Raw genomic sequence first — 17,767 nt, forward strand, 5'->3', positions numbered from 1 at the left:
GTAGACCAAAGGATGTTAAAGGGAAATACGAAAATCTGCTCGAGATGTGGAGAGGAAAAGCCCGTGACGGATTTTTACAGCCAGAAGGGCGGACGATCCGGCTTGAGGGCCGCGTGCAAGTCATGTTTCATCAAAGCCAATTCCGAATACCGGTCCAAACGGAAAAGCGGCGTCCGGCTCGGGTCCAAGGATTACTTCCTGGAATTGAAACGGCGCAAGGAAGCGGCGGCGGAGAAAAACGCCTGACCGCCCCCTTTCGCTTTTTATCATGAATTAAAGCAGTTCCACGCCGATCTTGGCCAGTTCGGAGCGGACCGAGGTCTTGAATTTGATCGACGCCACAATCTCCTGGCCCTGAAGCCTGCCTGAGGCATAGGCCAGCCCGCTCGAGATTTTGTCGAGCCGTCGCCTCCGGTCGATCTGGTCCAGGTCCCCGGTAAAAATGATTTTTGATCCTTCACCCGCCCGGGTGATGATGGTTTTGATCTGGTGGGGTGTCAGGTTTTGCGCCTCATCGATGATCAGCAGGCATTTCCAGAAGGTCGTGCCGCGGATGTAGTCCAGGGGCTCGATTTCAATTTTCTTTTCGGCGATCATTTTTTCGATCAGTTCCTTGTTTTTCGGATCGATTTCCTTCAATACCGACAGATTCTGCCAGATGGGCCGCAGCCACGGCCCCATTTTTTCCCGGATATCCCCGGGCAGAAATCCCATGTTGTCCATGTCCTCCAGGTGAACCATGGGCCGGCTGACCAGAATCTGCCGGTACCGGCTGCGAACGGCCATGGCCGCCGCAAGGGCAAGGAGGGTCTTGCCCGTTCCGGCGCCCCCTTCGAGAAAGATCAGGCTGATGGCCGGATTGGTCAGCAGGTACAAGGCGATGTGCTGGGGCCAGTTGACGACGGGGGAGTTGACCTCCGGGCCGGAATAGGGCCGGATGCCGAAGGCCTGTATGTTTTTGTTCACGATCTGGAAATACCCGTTGTGGCGCACCGCCACGAAATGCTCACCTTCGCTGTCTCGCTCGTCAGGGCGCTTCATGTCCCCGGTCCATGTGCTGACGCAGACTACGCCGCTGTTCAGCGGAATATCGCCGTGGGCTTTCTCGTCATAGGCAAAGGTGAAATTCTGGGTGTTGATGATGTCGGGAGGAACCACGATGCGGGGCAGAACCTCCTCATTGTTACGCTCGGCCTGGTTCCGGTAATAATCTTCCGCCTCGACGTTCAGCTCCCGGGCCTTGATACGCATCATGCTGTCTTTGGACACGATGGCGACTTTTTTGAATTTTTCCTTGAGGGCCACGGCGGTGGAAAGAATATGGTGATCGTTGGTTTTTGGATCGAGAAACGGCGATTCGTCCCATGTGATACGCTGGGCGATCATCAGGTTCGGATGATGGCCCTGCCGGAGTTCCTCGATGTTCCGGATGGCTTCCCGCGCGTCGAATCCGATGTCCGGACGCCCTTTCAGGCCGTCGAGTTCCTCCAGGACCTTCCAGGGAATGCAGGCCGTGACGCCTTTCTGCATCAGATAATTCAGGCAGGAGGGATCATGAACAAGGGTGCTGGTGTCAACCACTTTGATGCTGGTATTTTTCATAAGACTCCTTGGTTCGGGTTGAAGGCATGAAAACCGCTGGTCAGCGCTGATCGAGATGATTCCATAATATATGAAAACCGGGGGAATAGAAAGCGCTAAGAACTGCGAAAAACCGCTTTGACGGCTATTTTTTCGGATCTTGACGGGAATGCGGCCGGGACTTATTGTCAGACCATGACACTGGTACCCGCCGGAAAAACCCTTTCCGGCCCGATGCATCCATGGAAAAGGAGATCGTCATGCCCATTTATGAATATCAATGTGAGGCCTGCGGCCATACCTTCGACGCCCTGATCCTTTCGTCCCGCGATCCTGAGCCGACCTGCCCGCGCTGCAACCACGCCGGGGTCAAAAAGCTGATGTCGGCGGGCAACATCCTTGGCAAACGCCCGTCGTCCGGAGCATCGCCCGGCCTGACGACCGGCGGGTGCGCCCCGTCGGGAGGCTGAGGGATTTGACCCGAATCCCTGGACGGGATTCATCCCCTGCCGTCCCGGTTTCGGCCGCGTCGGTCTAACGTGCGTTTAACCGTTTGCTCATCATTGCGTCACACAGATCACGGCATAGTCCCTGAAGCTATGACTCGGGGCGTGCCGACACAAAAAAAAGGTGTGCGTGCCCCGGTTTCGTTGTCTGAAAAAACCGGTGGGCCATGGTACATCGTCTGAAAGGGATGCTGTGTGAGATCACGGGTGACGCCCGGGGCGTCGCCCGCGGAATCGCCGTGGGTGTTTTTGTGGGACTCACCCCTTTTTTCGGTCTTCATGTGCTGATGTCTCTGGCCCTGGTCCGTCTGATCCGGGGCCGTTTCACGGCGGCCCTCATCGGCATCCAGATCACCAACGTGTTCACCGCCCCCTTTGTCTATGCCCTGACCTTCAAAGTTGGTTCGCTGTTTTATGGAAAAGGCATCCGCTTTGACGTTTCCCATATGTTTTCCATGGACACCGTGCGGGATGTGACCGTCATTTTGTCGATCGGAGGACTGGTGATCGGCCTTCCGACGGCCCTGATCGTTTATCGATGCGTCATGATGATGTTTCGGTCGGCACAGGGCCATGTGGGCGGCTGACGAAACGGCGGGTCATCCCGCCTGGGCGATGGGAGCCTGGGTCTCGGGGGGCCGGGCGTAGAGGGACCAGGTTTTAAGGAAGGCTTCCTCGAAGGATCGGCTTTCCATGTATTCCCGGGCGGCACGGCCCATGGCGCGGACGCTCTCCGGATCACGGGCGAGACGCTCCATGGCCCGGCACAGATTCCGGCTGTCTCCGGCCCGGACGATCAACCCGGTTCTCCCGTCCACCATGTTTTCCATGGGGCCGCCCTCGTCGGTGACGATGACGGGCAGGCCCGAAGCCTGGGCTTCGAGCACCACGTTGCCGAAGGTGTCGGTGGCGCTGGGAAACACGAAGATGTCGCAGGAGGCGTACATCCGCTTGAGGGCCTCACCCGAAAGGGCGCCGGTGAATCGTACGGGAAGCCCTTCCATGTTGGTTTTCATCTCGGACAGGTAGGGGCCGTCTCCGACGACGACCAGCGACAGGCCCTTTTGTGACCTGCAAAGGCGGGCGAAGGCCTCTTCGAGTACAGGCAGGTTCTTTTCACGGGAGACCCGGCCCACATAGAGGAACCGCAAGGGCGATTCGCCGTGACGGCCCCCCTCGTCCATGGGCTCGCGCTTGCCCGGGTGGAACCCCGTGATGTCGATGCCCCGGGGATAGATGCGGATTTTGTCGGGGGAAAGGCCCCTTACGGTCAATTCGTCTTTGGTGCTTTTCGAGGGCACGTAGATCAGGTCGAGCTGGTCGTAATACCAGAGGATGTATTTCCAGGCCATGCCCTCGATCATGCTGTCGCCGGTCAGGATGTGTGCGAACTGGGGAATCTGGGTGTGATAGGTCCCGGACACGGGAATGTTGAGGATCTTGCCGATGGCAAGGGCCGCAAGACCCATGGGGCCCGGCGTTGAGCTGTGGATCTGGGTGAATCCCTTGTCGTAACAGTGATGCAGCATATCGAGAAAGGGCGGGAAATAAAGGGTCTGAAGCGGATATTCCGGCAGGGCGTAGGCCCCGATGGGTGCAACGTTCCGGACATGATCGCAGGACGAATCACCGCCGGGTCCGCAGGTGAAAAGCGTGAGCTTCTTGTTGTTCTTGCGTGCCATGTCAACATGCTGACGCAGGGTGATGGCCACGCCGTTGACATCGCTGTAGGTGTCGGTGAAATGGGCCAGGTTCAGGACGGATTCGTCCTGATCGAGGGTTTCGGGGGCAAAGGCCCCAAGGACCTCGCGGCTGAACGAGCGGTCCCGGGTGAACTGGGAATAGGCCACGAAGTAGGGCGCCAGAAGGCTGTAAAAGCCTCCGGCCGAGCCGATGGTGTGGAAGAGGCTGAACAGGTTGGCGCCGGACAGGGAATCGAGAAGGTGGTTGCCCATATGCAGCATCACCCGATTTGAAATGCGATCGACAAAGTCGAACCATTTTTTCTCCCGAAGGGCTTCGGTTCCCGGTGCCCCGCCTTTGCTGTCTGCGGCCAGAAATTCCGGCGTGTCATTGAACAGGGCCAGGGTCTCACGACGGAGCAGCTCGGTCAGGGATTCGGAGACCGGATTGGTCACGCCGGTTTTTTTACGGGCTTTCCACAGGCGGGAGATTTTTCCGAGAAGAAGGGAGTCTTCTTCGCTTTCCATGCGCAGCGAATGGTCGAGAAAGCGAAGAAGAACATCCTTACCGTCATAACGGGTCAGGCCCGCCTTGTTCAGGTAGAACTGGTAGGCGATGCCGTACAGATTATGGGCCATGGTAAGGGGGGTGGCTTCCTGGGAGATGACGGTGACCGTGCTTGAGGCGGCCGTTTCAAACGCGGTCTTGCGATTGTCCGAGGCGGAGAAGATCGTGTGGGTCCGGGCGATGTTGAGGGAACTGTGATCGTCGGACCCGCCGAACAGCACCCGCTCGGACGTAATGGGGCAGGGCGGGGTGATGCGGTGTTTTTCGGCAAGCGAGGCGAGTCGTGAAGGGGTGAGACGCCCTATCACCTGCCGAAGAACCAGGTTTTCCCGCTGATTCCGGGAACCGTTGATTTCAAAAAAACGAAACAGAACCAGCAGCTTTTCCACGTGGTCGAGGGTCAGCCGGTCATTGACGGCGTAAAGGGGGTGGGCCAGGATGTGGAAAATGTTCTGCCCGTTCAGATAACGGGTCAGGTCGAAGATATTTTGCCGGGCCTTTCCGATGTCCTCGTGCTGGGCCTCGGTGATGTCAAGGGCAAGGACATGGACCTTGCAGGGATCGTCGGGGAAATAGGTGGTCACTTCCTCACTGACAAAGGCGTTTGGAAGATGGGCGATGGAAAGGGCTCCGTCGATGCAGTTGTGGTCGGTGATGGTGAAATGGGTCATCCCCTTTTTCCGGGCGATGCGGTACATCGCCGACGGTTCGGTGAAGCTTTCCGGACATCCGATTTTCTTCAGAATCCACTGGGACGGTCTCATGGAAAACTTGGAATGAACGTGCAGGTCGATTTTCATGGCGTCTCCTTGTGATGGTTGCCGTATATATCGAAATCAATCTAACCGTTTTTTGTTTGGGGAGGGTGTGATTTGGGATAGAAAATCGTGAGAATGAAGGCGGTCCGACCATAGCGACCGTCACAGCCCAATATAAATTATATGATTGAATTTATATTGAAATAATTAAATTTTGCAATAAATCTGTTTGCCACGCGTCCTTTCGGGTATGCGGCCACCCGATGCCTGCGGAGTCTTTTACGACGCCATCATAATTTGAACTGGGACAGCTGGTCGTTGAGATCGTCTGAAATGGCCAGAAGATCCCGTGCACCTGTTTCGATCTGGGAACTGCTGCCAGCCATGTCGTCCATCTGGGCCATCATCCGAGCCATCTGGTCGGAGATGCCCTCGGACGTATCGGAACTCTTTCCGACCCGTGTATTGACATCGGAGACACTTCCCGACGCCTGGCTGATGTTTTTTGCGATTTCCCGGGTGGTCAGGGACTGCTCTTCAACCGCTTCTGCAATGGCGGTGACAATCTCGTTGACCGAATGGACAACGGTGGAGATCGCTTCCATATCGTGGATGGTTTCATCGGTGGCGGATTGAATGCCCTCGACCCTCATTTTGATCTCACGGGTCGCCTCCGATGTCTGCCGGGCAAGCTCCTTGATTTCATTGGCCACGACGGAAAAGCCTTTTCCCGCCTCACCGGCTCGTGCGGCCTCAATGGTCGCGTTCAGGGCAAGGAGGTTGGTCTGGTCGGAAATGTCGGTGATCACTTCGGTTACCTTATCGATATCCCTGGCCGACGAGCCGAGCCTGGAAAGCCTTGCCGAAGCGTCCACCGTGGTTTTGACGGCATGATCGACCATGTTCCGGGCATCCATGGATTTCTGGGCCACCTCGTTAACCGTCAAGGCCATCTCATCGGCGGCCGTCGCCATATGGTTGACCGATTCTGCAGCTTCTTCACATCCCGCCGAAACCGTTTTCAACTCGACATTCATGGCGGACGCCTGGCTGGTGGCATGCTGGCTGGCCTGTCGAAGATCTATGATACCGGCGTTCAGGCTTTTGGAAAGGCCTGAAAAATGGTCGGAGGCATGTTTGACAGCCACCGCTTTTTCCACGCTTTTCCGGACGATGGAATGAAGTTTGTCGGCGAACAGGTTAAACCCTCTGGAAAGCTCACCCACCTCGTCGTGGCTGGTAATGGCCAGCCTGGTTTTCAGGTCGCCTTCCCCCTCGGAGAGGGAATCGAGCGCGCGTTTGGCCCGACCGATGGACTTGGAGGTGGCAAGGACATTGGTGATTCCCAGGATAAGGCCCACGGAGAATCCGACGCCAATGAAAAAGCCGCTCCAGAGGTAGAATTCTGTGTAGCGGGACAGGCGGTCGGACATCAGGGACACAAGGCCCACGGCGCGGGTGTCGTCAAGGGGCATCCAGCTGATGACCCTGTTGTTCACGTTGTCGTACAATGAGCCCATGTGACCCGATGAAAAGCCTTGGACCATCGTGTGGTGGAGGCCTGTCCATCGTTTGAAATCAAGGGTCAGTCCCTTGGGGTTGGCAATCATCCGACCGGTTTTGTCCGCGATGAAAAAAAGACCGTCCCCGAAGAAGGGGCTGAGTTCCTTTTCAAGCCGGGGATCGTCAGGCCTGATATCCAGACGCGTGATGTGCTGCCGAAGTCCGGTAAGAAGGCGTTCATTTCCGGACGTCATTTCAAGGAGGGTCTGGTTGATTCCGGTATAATATGCGGAAAAGCCGAGCCAGACGGCAAGGCCCACGGAAAGGGAGATAAAGCAGGCCACCAGTTTGGGAAAAATCCGGATGCGGAAGCCCCCATCCGTGAGGCCCCGTTTTCCGAGCTCTCCTGCGATCAGTTCCGTGTTTTCCCCTGTGATGAGGCTGACGGCTCCCAGGACCATGAAGGGGCAGGCGATGGCTCCGGCAATGGTGGCGCCCCAGATTGAAACGGCATGGAGCAGCGAGATGTCTGAGCTCAGGTAAAGAAAAAAATTGAGAATCGACGCCATCAGGATGATGGACAAATAAAAGACGGTCGCCTGTATGGGAAGCCGGCTGTTTCTCCGGGCAAGATCGAGCATCGTTTCATCCGGACAGGGTTTGCCCTGTTCGAGCAGGGATAGACCTTCTCCGATGGGTTTATAACGGAAAAGGATGAAAATCATCTGAAACACGAGAAAAGCAATCCAGATCAGAACCGCCCGGACAAGGAAGTGACTTTTCTGTTCCGGGGTGGTGGACATGCAGTAAAAGATCGATACAATCGGACCGGCCGGCTGTACCATCCAGAGCGCACTCACGCAAACCAATAAACGAGAAAGGATTCGGTTCATTTTATCCATCCTTATCTGTTGTGCAACGGATTCGGGGAAAGCGATATGATTGTGTGACGAATTTTTTCAAAGGGAACGAAAAGTTACATGAATAATCGCCCGGATCGGAGGTAAAAGCAAGGGAAAAATCTTTAAAATCAGGGGAATCGCTTTTCCCAGTCATGCATTCTCAGGCTCGCGAAAACCGCGACATCCTTTTCATGTCAGGGGCTTCCCGGCCGTCGAAAAAGTCGCAGGCCCGGTAATAAAGGAGGTCGCTGAACCAGACGGGGAAGAACCCCGGGTCTTTGCGGAGAGGGTTCAACAGGTCGATGGGCCGGGCCAGATCGGTGAGGGGGCCGAATAAATTGGACGGATCACGGAAACATTCCCAGTCACACTCAAGGCACCAGGCCCTGTTTCCGGTTTTTTCCCGGTGACGGTTAAGATTGAACCGCACAAACCGCCCCAGGTTTTCCTCACCCCGGAAGCCGCAGGGAAAGGTCATGGCGTCTTCGGATCTCACGTAGAAAAAATCCAGGCCGCCCCGGCAGCGGTAGGGCAGATGGGCGTTTGTGTCCGGGTTGTCGTCGTATTGCCTGACCAGGGCGCGAAGGGATGACAGGGGTGAGAAGATCCGGATGCGTCTGCGATGGTTCGGGATTACCTGACCCAGGGCCGTGAACAGAAGATGTTTTTCGTCCCGGGCAAAGCGGACGATGTGTTCGTCCGCACTGGCCGAATAGACCGGGGTCAGACCGTCCGGGGTGCGTTCTTCCGGGATGCTCATCGGATAACAGGCGTTGACCATGGTGAATCCAAGGTCTGTGACGAAACGAAAAAACCGGTCAAAGGCATTGGTGTAGGTTATGTGAAAGACGGAAAGGTAAGCGGTCCGGTTCGGGAAGAGGTCCGCATTCAGTCCATGGGTCGACACACCGCCCACATTCCGGTTGATGCCCAGATTGGCCGATGGGAAAAGGCCCCGTTCATGGAAAATCGGCAGCGCTTTTTCAATGCCTCGGATCACCCCGCTGAGGCCGCGCATACTCTCATGGATTCTTGGATCATGGGAATCGATGCTGATCCAGAAATTTCTGAGGCCGCTTCCGGCCAGATCGTCGGCAAGGGCCTTGATGCTGTCGGAAAAATCCGGCCGTTCATGGTTCCGGAACAAAAAGCCGTTGGTGCCGGTCCGGATGTAGGGGATGCCCGCGTCCCGCGCCCTTCGGATCATGGTCAGAAGGTTTTGCGTGTTCAAAAAGGGTTCTCCGCCGGTAAAGGAAATGGCCTGGAACCCCTGGGCGGCGGCATGGTCGATCAGCGATTCCATGTCATGGGGGGCGATGGCGCTTCGTTTGACATCGGCCTGGACCCGCATGCCGCACTGAGGGCAGGTGGCGTTACAGCGGTTGGTGGTCTGGACCACGAGCTGGGCCGGAACATGGCCGCGCAAAAGGGTGCTGAGTGTGGATAGCCGGGTCATTTAGGTCCTTATGATATCAGATGTGATCGGTGACCACGCGGAAATGGAGGGTGGCATCGGTGACCGTGCTACGTCCCATGTAGGCAAAGACCATGAGCCAGAGGCCCTGGACCGTCAGGATCACGAAGGGATCCCAGAGCGTGGACATCCCCTGGATCAGGTTTGGCATCACGGTGCCTTCGGGCCGGAAGATCAGGGCTGTCAGGGCGGCGTAAGCTGCGGCGGTAAGGCCCATGATCTGGTAGGCGCTCATGCGTCCCCCCCCCCGGTAATCGGCCCGGAACACTTCGGAGGCCGTTCGCCAGGTCTGGGTGATCGAAAGGGTCAGGAAAAGGGCCCATGAAACATGGCCCATGAGAAAGAGGATCAGTCCCAAAAGGGCCGATACGGCGTAAATCACGGCGGTCACCGCCTGGATGGGCAGAACCGGCACGCCGTCAAGGCCCGAGGCGTAACAGGCTTTGCGCGTGGCGCCCCGGAAAATGAAATGGCGCCGGGCGAACAGGCGGCGAAGGACGGGGGAACAGTCGGAAAGAGGTTTGCCGTAGCAGCAGCCGAAGCTGATGCAGGCCAGGCGTCCCAGGGATTCCCCCAGGCTGTAAGCGATGGCCATGGCGGCCAGGGTTCCGGTCAGGGGGAAACGAAACCCCAGAAGCGGCCCCGTGACCAGGTTGGCCCCGCCGATCACCCAGGGCGTGATGATGATACCCGCAAACACGCTGCCGCCGATGGTGAAGGTGTGCTGTTTCTTTTCCACGATCCGGGCGATCCACCTGGCCGAGGGCAGAAGCACGCACAGCAGAAGGGTGACAAGGAGAAGCCCGGCCAGGGCCGGTGTGCCCAACGATCCGCTGAGCACAAGAAAAATGACGGCCCCGACGGCCAGCGCGTTGGCCGTGAGAAGGCCGTACCAGGTGATATTGACGCCCGCAAACACGCTGTCGTTCATGCGCATTCGGGGAACCGCCGCCAGCACCTGGCGTTTTTCCTCGGTGAGCCGGGTGAATCCCCAGTAAAGATAAAGGCCCGTGAAAAGGGCCAGGCCGATGATAAACAAAACGGAATAAAACATAAATCTTCCTTGATCAACTATGGTGGTTTATGCCTCCGGCGGCCCTGCCGGGGGCCAAACGTTTGTGACGTTTGACAAACGGGTTTGGGAAAGGCCGTATCGTTCTCACATTTGAAACCCATTTGTCCGGATTTTTAAAATCCGGTCCCCCGGAAGGGCCGCCGGAGGCAGGGATACATAGATAGGCAACGCGCAGCGTGCCTATCGTTTGCCGTTTCAGTCTGTCTCCATGGCCCGGCCGATGTCGGCGCGCACGCACAGGTCGGTTTCGACCAGGGGGCGTCCAAACCCTTTTGTGAACCGGCTTTGGACATCCTTTCGCCCCACGTTTTCCATCAGGTCCTCGCTGAAGCGGAAGCGGTCTTTCTGGAACAGAAGGACCACGGTGGAACTGCCCGGACGGAACAGGCTCTTGGGTTGCCCCTTGAGCAGGGTGTCGCCGGGCCGGATGTCCCGGGGATAGTCATAGGCAAAGTCGCTGTACACCTGGGCGATATCGCCGATCATCAGGGCCACGATTTCCACCATGGCCACCAGCCCTGCGCCGGTGCCCCCCGGCACATCGGTATCGATGACGGTCACCACCCGGCGGTTTTTGGAATAGGGCGTGACCAGTTCGATGACGGCCGAGGGGTTGCAGGAGTGATAGGCTCCCCGGACCTCGTAAACGTCCATCACCCGTCCTGTGACCGGCATATGGTTGTAATGGTACTTGTCCGGTGTCAGACGGAACACCGCGTAGGTCCCGTGCTCGAAGGCCCTGCGCCAGGTGTCTTTATCCCGGCCCAGAAGCTCTTCCATGTCGAAAAACTTTTCCTTGATGAACACGGTGTCTGTTTCGTCGAATGATCCGGGAATCACCCGGGCGTCGCAGGGGGACACCACGCTCCGTGGGGCATGGGCCATGGGACGGGTTTTCCAGTAGGCGATTTTCCGCTCGAACAGGTCACGCACCGTCCGGATGGATTCGGGTTCCAGCACCTCGTCCATGTCGATCCCGAGATCCCGGATCATGGCCCGGATTTTTTTATCGTGCCGGTAAAGAGGCAGGTCGTAATGAAAGCAGGCCAGAAGATCCGTGGTCAGAGAACCGGTGAGCAGGCGGAACAAAAGGGAGGCGTTTTCACGGACACGGGAATAGAGAAGGGCGATGGTTTTGTCCGCCAAAAGCTTCTCCGTGCGGATCATCCCGTCTGACCGGTCGATGTATTGATGGGGAAAACAGGGGTTCATGGTTGTGACGTCCTTTTTTCGAGGGTGGTGAATCGATTTTGATTTTTCCGTCGTTCACCCGGTTGCTGTGATGAGCCCGTGGTGATGAAGGCCTGTTTTTTTCTGTCCACATGGATTTGGAGAATCAACAGGCGGGCAAAGGCCAGAAGATCTTTTTCGCCGAGGGTTTCGTCAAGGAGTCCGGCGTGGATCCGGTCAAGGAAGGCCGAGGGACTTTCCGCGCCAAGGACCGATTCCACCACATTAAGGTAGGACGGCTCCCGGTACATGATCCAGAGATCCAACGATTCGAAGGACTGTTTCACATGGGCGAGGGCCTCTTTCGTGTGGATGGCCCGCAGTTCGTCCCGGTAATACGCCTCGGCGGCGGCGTTGAATTCGTCTGCCGGAACGTCCCGGGGCGAGCTGACGGTTTTGTTTTTGATCCGGGTGAGGCGCCGGGTAATGCCTTCGTTGAGCTTGGCGGACACCGACAGTCGTTTGGGATGCTTCAGGCGGTTTTCAAGATCGTTCAATGTGGCGTCAAGGCCCAGCTCCCGGATAAGGCCGCTGCCGTCCTCACGGATCAGGGAGAGGAGGGCCAGGCGGAAGTCCTGATTGCCGATACGGAGATAGTCCGGATACCGCCGGCTTTTCCGGGTCTTTGTCGTGTGTTCGAGCACCCGGGTGAGGAAGCGGTTTTTGCCGTCTTTTTTCACGTAGAAGGTCGGTATGCCGATGGCCGTTCCGAAAAACACCTGGCGGCGTTCGCTTTCGGTGAAGGGATCGTCGGGAATGTCGTCATGGCCCACCTCACCGCTCAGGATATACTGGTAGCAAAGGGCCGTGATCAGCATCTGGAGGTTGACCGCGTGGGCCAGGTCCAGGCCGAAGCTGTGAAACAGGCTGTAGTAGCGGCCTTCGAAGCCGGAAAATTTCATGTCTTTGAATTTCCGAAGCCGGTACAGCAGATAAAGGGGCATGCGCGTATCGAAGATGCCCATGTCGGCCAGATCCTTTTTGAGCCGGATCTCGTTATCCATTTTTCCGTCAAGGGCCGGGCTTTCATCGGAGCTCATCAGGCAGGCGAAATAATCGATCAGCCGAAAATCCGGGACCGCATCTCCCTTGAGCCGGAACAGGCGGCTCACCAGGCGATCCAGCCATTCGGGGCCGAAGGGGGTCACGGTTTTGCCCATGATCCTTAAGGATGCTTTCTTTTTCCAGCGTCGCCAGATCATGCGAAGGTGAGTGAAATCCAGTTCGTGGGGAAGGAAGGCGAGAATCTTTTCCGGATGGAAGTCATTGAACGAAAGCCGGTAGGGCGCCGCACTGTAGGTGTCCACAAACAGCGGCAGAAAATGCTCGGTGATTTTGATGACAAGATCCCCCAGATATTTTTCCTGATCCGCCGTCATCTGCGACCGGGCCAAAAGGTCCGAAAGTTTTTTGCTGCCCAGGCTCACGTGGGTGCCGTTGTTGGCCAGGCTGATGTTGGACATGTTGGGCAGCACCACCAGGTTTCGGGTGATGATGCCCGCCTCCTTCAGCTTGGCCACGGCGTTCAGCCGGCTCCGGGACAACACCCGGTGGCAGAGGCCCATGTATTCTTTCTTGTCTTCCCCCCGGTCCCATCCGGACAGGCAGGGGTTCATGAACAGTTCCCGGTAGAAGGAGTCGGGCACCAGGTCGTTCAGCCGTTTCTGGCGCACCGGCGGTGTGGCGGAGAAGTAGGTCAGGACACTCTGGCCGCTCTCGGTGAGGCCGAATCGAAGGTTGGCGTAGCGGGTCAGCACCTGGGTGAACAGATAGCGCTGCATGGCTTCGGCGGCCGTGGCATCTCCAATACCGGCGTACCGGTTGTGCCCCACCGTGTAGAATGAAAAGAGTTCGGGCGAGGTGTTGTCGCTCAGGAAATGATGCATCAGGCTTTCGCCGGTGACCTTGATCACGCCGTGGGCATCCGGATCGGTGCCGATGATGTCGGCCAGAGACAGCTTGAGCAGATAACTGACGGGAATTCTGAGCTGTGTCTCACCGCCTTCCTCGATGAAGAAGGAATCCCGGTCCGACCGCTGGGGGGAATCGGAGCGGGATTTGTCCGACATCAGATCCCGGTTGAGTACAAGGTCGGCATAGGGGCTGAGGGCGGAGAGCCTGAACCGGACCCAGCTGTTCTCCCAGATGTTGCCGCTGTTATTTTCAAGGTAATGTTTCAGCCGTTCCGGCAGTCGCCGTTCATTGTCGCCGGACACGGACCGTTTGAGGATATTCTTGAAATAATTGGATGCCCGGATGGTCCGGGGCAGATCCACCTGGTCCGCCGGCCCTCTGACGACGGTCTGGAGCTCGTTTTCGATGCCCGCCGTGGTGTCCTGGGCGGAAAACGGCAGAGATTTTACAAACTGTTCCGTGGAACAAAAGTCGATGGAAAGAAGCTCGCAGAAGGATGAAACGGAATCGTCGGAACGGGAATGGGGACGGTTTGATTTCAAAGAGGTTTGATGTACCACAGGGCTCCTTATTCGATAAGGTGAATGCCGCGTTTCCTGATCAAAGCGCCGGAAACGGTCACACTATGCTCCGAAACTGTTTGAATCATATGAGAAATGGGCTAATGTTTTGTTAAAAAAGATGATTCCAAGGCGACCTGGAAAAATAATGGATTGTAATTCCACCGCGCCGATGCCATATTTTATGGAATTGTTTTGAACCCTATGACCGATAGATGGGCCTTTGGCTTCATCTGAAAACAGAGGATAATGATATGGCCCGTCTGCCCGTCAGACGCTACGACATCGGCGATTCCTGTGTGTGCTGGTCCCTGGGGACGGGAATCGACGTTGAGGTGTCCGGGCGGGTGCTTCGGGCTTACCGGGCGGCGCGGGATCGTCTCTCGGGTGTGCCGGGTATCCGGGATCTGGTGCCGTCCTACCATGCCCTGGCCGTCCATATCGATCCCATGGTGGCGGACTTGGATGGGTTGAACGACATCATCGAATCCCTTCTGGCCGAGGAGCCGCCGGAAACGGCCATGGATCAGGCGGCGGAACCCCGGATCTTTTCCGTGGTTTACCGGGGACCGGACCTCCATCGGGTGGCCGCGTCCTCGAAGCTGACGGTCAGGCAGGTGATCGACCGGCATACCGCGCCGGTCTATACCGTGGCCATGATCGGCTTTCTGCCCCATTTTCCGTACCTGATCGGACTGGATCCGGTTCTTGAAACTCCCCGGCTGGACTCGCCCCGGAAGTCGGTCCCGGCCGGGTCCGTGGCCATCGGCGGAGCCCAGACCGGGGTGTATCCGTCGCCGTCGCCGGGGGGGTGGAACCTCATCGGGTGCACGGACCCGTCCGGTTTGATTCATCTTATGCCCGGAGACCGGGTGATCTTCAAGGAGGCGCGGTGATCCGAATCAACTGCGACATCGGAGAACGGGGGACGGATCATCCCGTGGACCGTTCACTGATCGATCATATCCATATTGCCAACATCGCCTGCGGGGGCCATGCGGGTGACCCGGACTCCGCGTCCGCCTTTTCCGCGCTGGCCCGCAGCCGGGGGGTTGACGTTGCGGCTCACCTGTCCTATCCGGACCGGGCCAACTTCGGACGGGTCAGCATGAATCTTGCCCCGGCGGCGCTGATCTCCGCCCTCGACGAGCAGCGGGCCCTTCTGCCCGAGGCGGACCTCGTGAAATTCCATGGCGGCCTGTACAACGACAGTTGTGTGCACAAGGACCTGGCCGACCGTCTGGGCCACTGGCTGGCCGAAAACGGCATTCGCCGTGTGCTGGCTCCGGCCCGCTCCGCCATGGCCCGGGCCGCCCTTGACCGGGGCATCGGGGTCCTGGCCGAAGCCTTTGCCGAAAGGCGTTACCGGCTGTGTCCCGTGTCCCGTCAACTGACCCTGCTCGATCGGACCCACGGCAAGGCCTTAATCGACGACTGCGACGAGGCGGTGGCCCAGGCCCTTGCCATGATCCGGGAAGGCCGGGTCCGTGCCCTGATCGATGACTCGGACGGGGACGAACGATGGGCCTCGGTCGCCATACGGTGCGAAACCCTTTGCGTTCACTCCGATTCGTCCATTGCCCTTACCCTGGCCCGCCGTCTGGCCGAACTGGATGTCGATGGCTTCCATGTCCATGCTTGAGGTGATCGGCCCCGGCCTATTCTGTGAAACCGGTCCGCCGGTTTACGGACATCAGGACCGGGGGGTCTCGCCCGGGGGACCCATGGATCTCTTTTCCTTTGAAACGGGGCGACGCCTTCTGGGCGGGGGACCGTCGATCCGGGCCCTTGAAATGATCCTGCCGCCGCGTCTGCGATTTGGCGGGGAGGCCTTTTTCGTGCTGACCGGCGCGGCCTTTACCGGCGTTCGGCTGTGCGGCGCGTCGATCCGTCAGGTGGACCACGGTCGTGTGCATCGGGCCCTTCCGGGCGATATCCTGGAATTCGGTGAAAAACGCTACGGCTTCCGCACCTGCCTGTGCTATGAACCGGTTTCGGAGCACAGGGGCCGGGACTGTGAGGGCAGGGTGCGGGGAGCTTTCGCCGATATGGCTTCCTGGCCCGATCCACAAGGCCGCATCCGGGTGATGGCGGGGCCGGAATACGGCCGTTTGAACGATCCGGATGATTTTTTCCGGCGCAGGTTCACGGTCAGCCCTGATTCCAACGCCATGGGCCTTCGGCTCATTCCGCCCGGCCCACCGCCGGGGCTTGAGGGCGGATTTTCCATGGTGAGCGACGCGGTTGCCGACGGCACCGTCCAACTGACCCCCGCAGGCCCTGTCATTCTGATGCGCCGTCGCCAGACCCTCGGTGGATACCCCAGAATCTTCAACGTGATCACAGCGGATCTGGATACCCTGGCCCAGATCGCCCCCGGTGAGGGCATCCGGTTCAGGCGTGTCGACCGCACCGATGCCCTTTCCGCCCTGGCCCGCCGGCACAGGGATCTGGAGGCGATCGAAGATAGATACGACCATGATGAAGCATGATGGAATATCCATGGACGACGGCCGAAAAATTTAATAAGGATGAGGGCCGGATCGGTGGGCGAGAGCCCACCCTGGGTTTGCGCATGGAAGGGGGGAGTTGCGGTCACCATAACGGTTTCCGCACGAGCGACCGCCTGTCGCAGGGTGGGCTGCGCCCGCCACATGCCCTTATCATTAAATGTATTGAGACGTAAAAATCATGACAGCTCCCCTGATATGGGCCGAGGTGGACCTGGATGCCATCGGCCACAACACCCGCGAGTTCAGACGGATCGTGGGGCCTGAGGTTGGGATTATGCCGGCGGTCAAGGCCGACGGGTACGGCCACGGGGCCGTTAAGGCGGCAGAGGTCGCCCTGTTAAACGGGGCATCGGCCCTGGGTGTGGCCCGGCTCGAAGAGGGGATCAGCCTCAGGAAAGCCGGTATCGCTGCCCCTGTTCTGGTATTCAGCTACGCGGGCCCCGATGCGGTAAGGGACCTGATCGACTATGACCTGACCGCCACCGTCAGCCGGTCCGACGTGGCCGAGGCCCTGTCGGACCGGGCCCGGGCTCTGGGCAAAACCCTTGCTGTCCATGTGAAAATCGATTCGGGCATGGGGCGGATCGGCATGCTGACCGCCCTGGGTCATCCCGGAAGTCCCGTGCCGGACAGCAGGGCTGTCGCCGACACCCTTGCCATGGCGCGCCTTTCCGGGATAGCACTTGAGGGAATCTACACCCATCTGGCCGCCTCGGACAGCTGGGACAAAACCGACGCTCACAATCAACTGACCATTTTTGCGGGCTTTGTATCGGATCTCGAAAGGAAGGGGCTTTCTTTTCCCTTGCGCCACGCGGCCAACAGTGCGGCGGCCATCGGCATGCCCGAATCCCGTCTCGACATGATCCGGCCGGGGATTTCCTTTTACGGCCTGCCCCCGTCTCCGGAAACCGACGTGTCGGGCATCGATCTTCGCCCGGCCATGCAGCTCAAGGGGAAGATCGTCAGTCTTAAACACGTCCGCCGGGGTTTCCGGGTCAGTTACGGCAGCACCCATGTGGTGGACCGCGACACGGTGATCGCCGTGGTGCCCGTGGGTTATGCCGACGGGTTCAGCCGTCGTTTCAGCAACAACGGGTGCATGCTGGTCAGGGGTGTCAGAGCCCCCATCCTGGGCCGGGTCTGCATGGACCTGACCATGATCGACGTGGGGCATATCCCGGACCTTGATCTGGAAGAGGAGGTGGTGATTTTCGGACGACAGAACGGATCGGCCCTCACCGTGGACGAGCTGGCCGAACGCCTGGGCACCATCAACTACGAAATCGTCGCAAACCTGAATGCCCGCGTCAAGCGGGTGTATCAGGGTGAGGGGTTTTATTAGCCTCACTGAAATTAACAAAAAATATTAATTCCATATTGACAAGCGTCATTATTATCACTTATAAAAGTGGACTATACAAAAGCGTATGGTTCATACAACGGCGTATGTAAACCGCTTGAAACTGACAAAGGCGTCTGTTTTCTTTGAAGATTTATT

The 17,767-nt window shown here is 58.1% G+C and carries 14 protein-coding genes; 7 read left to right on the plus strand and 7 right to left on the minus strand.

Annotated elements, in window-relative coordinates; all coding sequences use genetic code 11:
- The first annotated feature begins 63 nt into the window (after window positions 1–63).
- On the plus strand, window positions 64–246 hold the full coding sequence (locus ACYQ11_RS03560) for a hypothetical protein (protein WP_459922369.1): 183 nt from the start codon (window positions 64–66) through the stop codon (window positions 244–246).
- Between the two features lie 27 nt (window positions 247–273).
- On the opposite strand, the gene ACYQ11_RS03565 is transcribed toward ACYQ11_RS03560, so the two are convergent.
- Window positions 274–1,602 (minus strand): PhoH family protein, encoded by a 1,329-nt coding sequence (locus ACYQ11_RS03565; RefSeq protein ID WP_459922370.1) that lies wholly within the window; start codon window positions 1,600–1,602, stop codon window positions 274–276.
- Window positions 1,603–1,841: 239 nt separating this feature from the next.
- Here ACYQ11_RS03565 and ACYQ11_RS03570 point away from each other — a divergent pair, with 239 nt between their 5' ends.
- Together ACYQ11_RS03570 and ACYQ11_RS03575 are read left to right on the plus strand one after the other, a co-directional pair.
- On the plus strand, window positions 1,842–2,051 hold the full coding sequence (locus ACYQ11_RS03570; RefSeq protein ID WP_459922371.1) for an FmdB family zinc ribbon protein: 210 nt from the start codon (window positions 1,842–1,844) through the stop codon (window positions 2,049–2,051).
- 203 nt (window positions 2,052–2,254) lie between these two features.
- Window positions 2,255–2,674 carry a DUF2062 domain-containing protein gene (locus ACYQ11_RS03575; RefSeq protein ID WP_459922372.1) on the plus strand — a complete coding sequence of 140 codons (420 nt, stop codon included), beginning with the start codon at window positions 2,255–2,257 and terminating at the stop codon, window positions 2,672–2,674.
- A 12-nt stretch (window positions 2,675–2,686) separates the two neighbouring features.
- On the opposite strand, the gene ACYQ11_RS03580 is transcribed toward ACYQ11_RS03575, so the two are convergent.
- The 6 genes from ACYQ11_RS03580 to ACYQ11_RS03605 form a co-directional block, all read right to left on the minus strand.
- Window positions 2,687–5,137 carry a glycosyltransferase gene (locus ACYQ11_RS03580; protein WP_459922373.1) on the minus strand — a complete coding sequence of 817 codons (2,451 nt, stop codon included), beginning with the start codon at window positions 5,135–5,137 and terminating at the stop codon, window positions 2,687–2,689.
- Between the two features lie 248 nt (window positions 5,138–5,385).
- Window positions 5,386–7,443, minus strand: coding sequence for a methyl-accepting chemotaxis protein (locus ACYQ11_RS03585; RefSeq protein WP_459922374.1), 2,058 nt, complete (start codon window positions 7,441–7,443; stop codon window positions 5,386–5,388).
- 217 nt (window positions 7,444–7,660) lie between these two features.
- Complete coding sequence (locus tag ACYQ11_RS03590) at window positions 7,661–8,956, minus strand: radical SAM protein (protein ID WP_459922375.1); 1,296 nt, start codon at window positions 8,954–8,956, stop codon at window positions 7,661–7,663.
- 16 nt (window positions 8,957–8,972) lie between these two features.
- Complete coding sequence (locus tag ACYQ11_RS03595) at window positions 8,973–10,028, minus strand: prolipoprotein diacylglyceryl transferase (RefSeq protein WP_459922376.1); 1,056 nt, start codon at window positions 10,026–10,028, stop codon at window positions 8,973–8,975.
- Window positions 10,029–10,244: 216 nt separating this feature from the next.
- A complete protein-coding gene (locus ACYQ11_RS03600) occupies window positions 10,245–11,261 on the minus strand; it encodes a phosphatidylserine decarboxylase (RefSeq protein ID WP_459922377.1) in 1,017 nt (338 codons plus the stop codon).
- Entirely contained in the window at window positions 11,258–13,753 is a 2,496-nt protein-coding gene (locus ACYQ11_RS03605; RefSeq protein WP_459922378.1) for a hypothetical protein, read from the minus strand. The genes ACYQ11_RS03600 and ACYQ11_RS03605 overlap by 4 nt, the downstream gene beginning before the upstream one ends.
- Before the next feature lie 254 nt (window positions 13,754–14,007).
- Between ACYQ11_RS03605 and ACYQ11_RS03610 the strand changes: the two genes are divergently transcribed.
- From ACYQ11_RS03610 to alr, 4 genes are all read left to right on the plus strand, one after another.
- Complete coding sequence (locus ACYQ11_RS03610) at window positions 14,008–14,649, plus strand: 5-oxoprolinase subunit B family protein (protein ID WP_459922379.1); 642 nt, start codon at window positions 14,008–14,010, stop codon at window positions 14,647–14,649.
- Window positions 14,646–15,395: a LamB/YcsF family protein gene (locus ACYQ11_RS03615; RefSeq protein WP_459922380.1), complete on the plus strand. Its 750-nt coding sequence runs from the start codon at window positions 14,646–14,648 to the stop codon at window positions 15,393–15,395. The genes ACYQ11_RS03610 and ACYQ11_RS03615 overlap by 4 nt, the downstream gene beginning before the upstream one ends.
- On the plus strand, window positions 15,373–16,245 hold the full coding sequence (locus ACYQ11_RS03620; protein ID WP_459922381.1) for a 5-oxoprolinase subunit C family protein: 873 nt from the start codon (window positions 15,373–15,375) through the stop codon (window positions 16,243–16,245). The genes ACYQ11_RS03615 and ACYQ11_RS03620 overlap by 23 nt, the downstream gene beginning before the upstream one ends.
- Before the next feature lie 199 nt (window positions 16,246–16,444).
- Window positions 16,445–17,611 (plus strand): alanine racemase, encoded by a 1,167-nt coding sequence (alr, locus tag ACYQ11_RS03625; protein ID WP_459922382.1) that lies wholly within the window; start codon window positions 16,445–16,447, stop codon window positions 17,609–17,611.
- Window positions 17,612–17,767: the final 156 nt, after the last annotated feature.

Source organism: Desulfatiferula olefinivorans, from assembly GCF_054657895.1.

What these genes read in the sequence shown, in the direction of transcription:
- ACYQ11_RS03610 (WP_459922379.1), top strand. Translation starts at nt 14,008, where the DNA reads ATGGCCCGTCTGCCCGTCAGACGCTACGACATCGGCGATTCCTGTGTG.
- ACYQ11_RS03575 (WP_459922372.1), top strand. Translation starts at nt 2,255, where the DNA reads ATGGTACATCGTCTGAAAGGGATGCTGTGTGAGATCACGGGTGACGCC.
- ACYQ11_RS03600 (WP_459922377.1), bottom strand. Translation starts at nt 11,261, where the DNA reads ATGAACCCCTGTTTTCCCCATCAATACATCGACCGGTCAGACGGGATG.
- ACYQ11_RS03620 (WP_459922381.1), top strand. Translation starts at nt 15,373, where the DNA reads ATGGCTTCCATGTCCATGCTTGAGGTGATCGGCCCCGGCCTATTCTGT.
- ACYQ11_RS03590 (WP_459922375.1), bottom strand. Translation starts at nt 8,956, where the DNA reads ATGACCCGGCTATCCACACTCAGCACCCTTTTGCGCGGCCATGTTCCG.
- ACYQ11_RS03570 (WP_459922371.1), top strand. Translation starts at nt 1,842, where the DNA reads ATGCCCATTTATGAATATCAATGTGAGGCCTGCGGCCATACCTTCGAC.
- ACYQ11_RS03565 (WP_459922370.1), bottom strand. Translation starts at nt 1,602, where the DNA reads ATGAAAAATACCAGCATCAAAGTGGTTGACACCAGCACCCTTGTTCAT.
- alr (WP_459922382.1), top strand. Translation starts at nt 16,445, where the DNA reads ATGACAGCTCCCCTGATATGGGCCGAGGTGGACCTGGATGCCATCGGC.
- ACYQ11_RS03580 (WP_459922373.1), bottom strand. Translation starts at nt 5,137, where the DNA reads ATGAAAATCGACCTGCACGTTCATTCCAAGTTTTCCATGAGACCGTCC.
- ACYQ11_RS03585 (WP_459922374.1), bottom strand. Translation starts at nt 7,443, where the DNA reads ATGGTACAGCCGGCCGGTCCGATTGTATCGATCTTTTACTGCATGTCC.
- ACYQ11_RS03595 (WP_459922376.1), bottom strand. Translation starts at nt 10,028, where the DNA reads ATGTTTTATTCCGTTTTGTTTATCATCGGCCTGGCCCTTTTCACGGGC.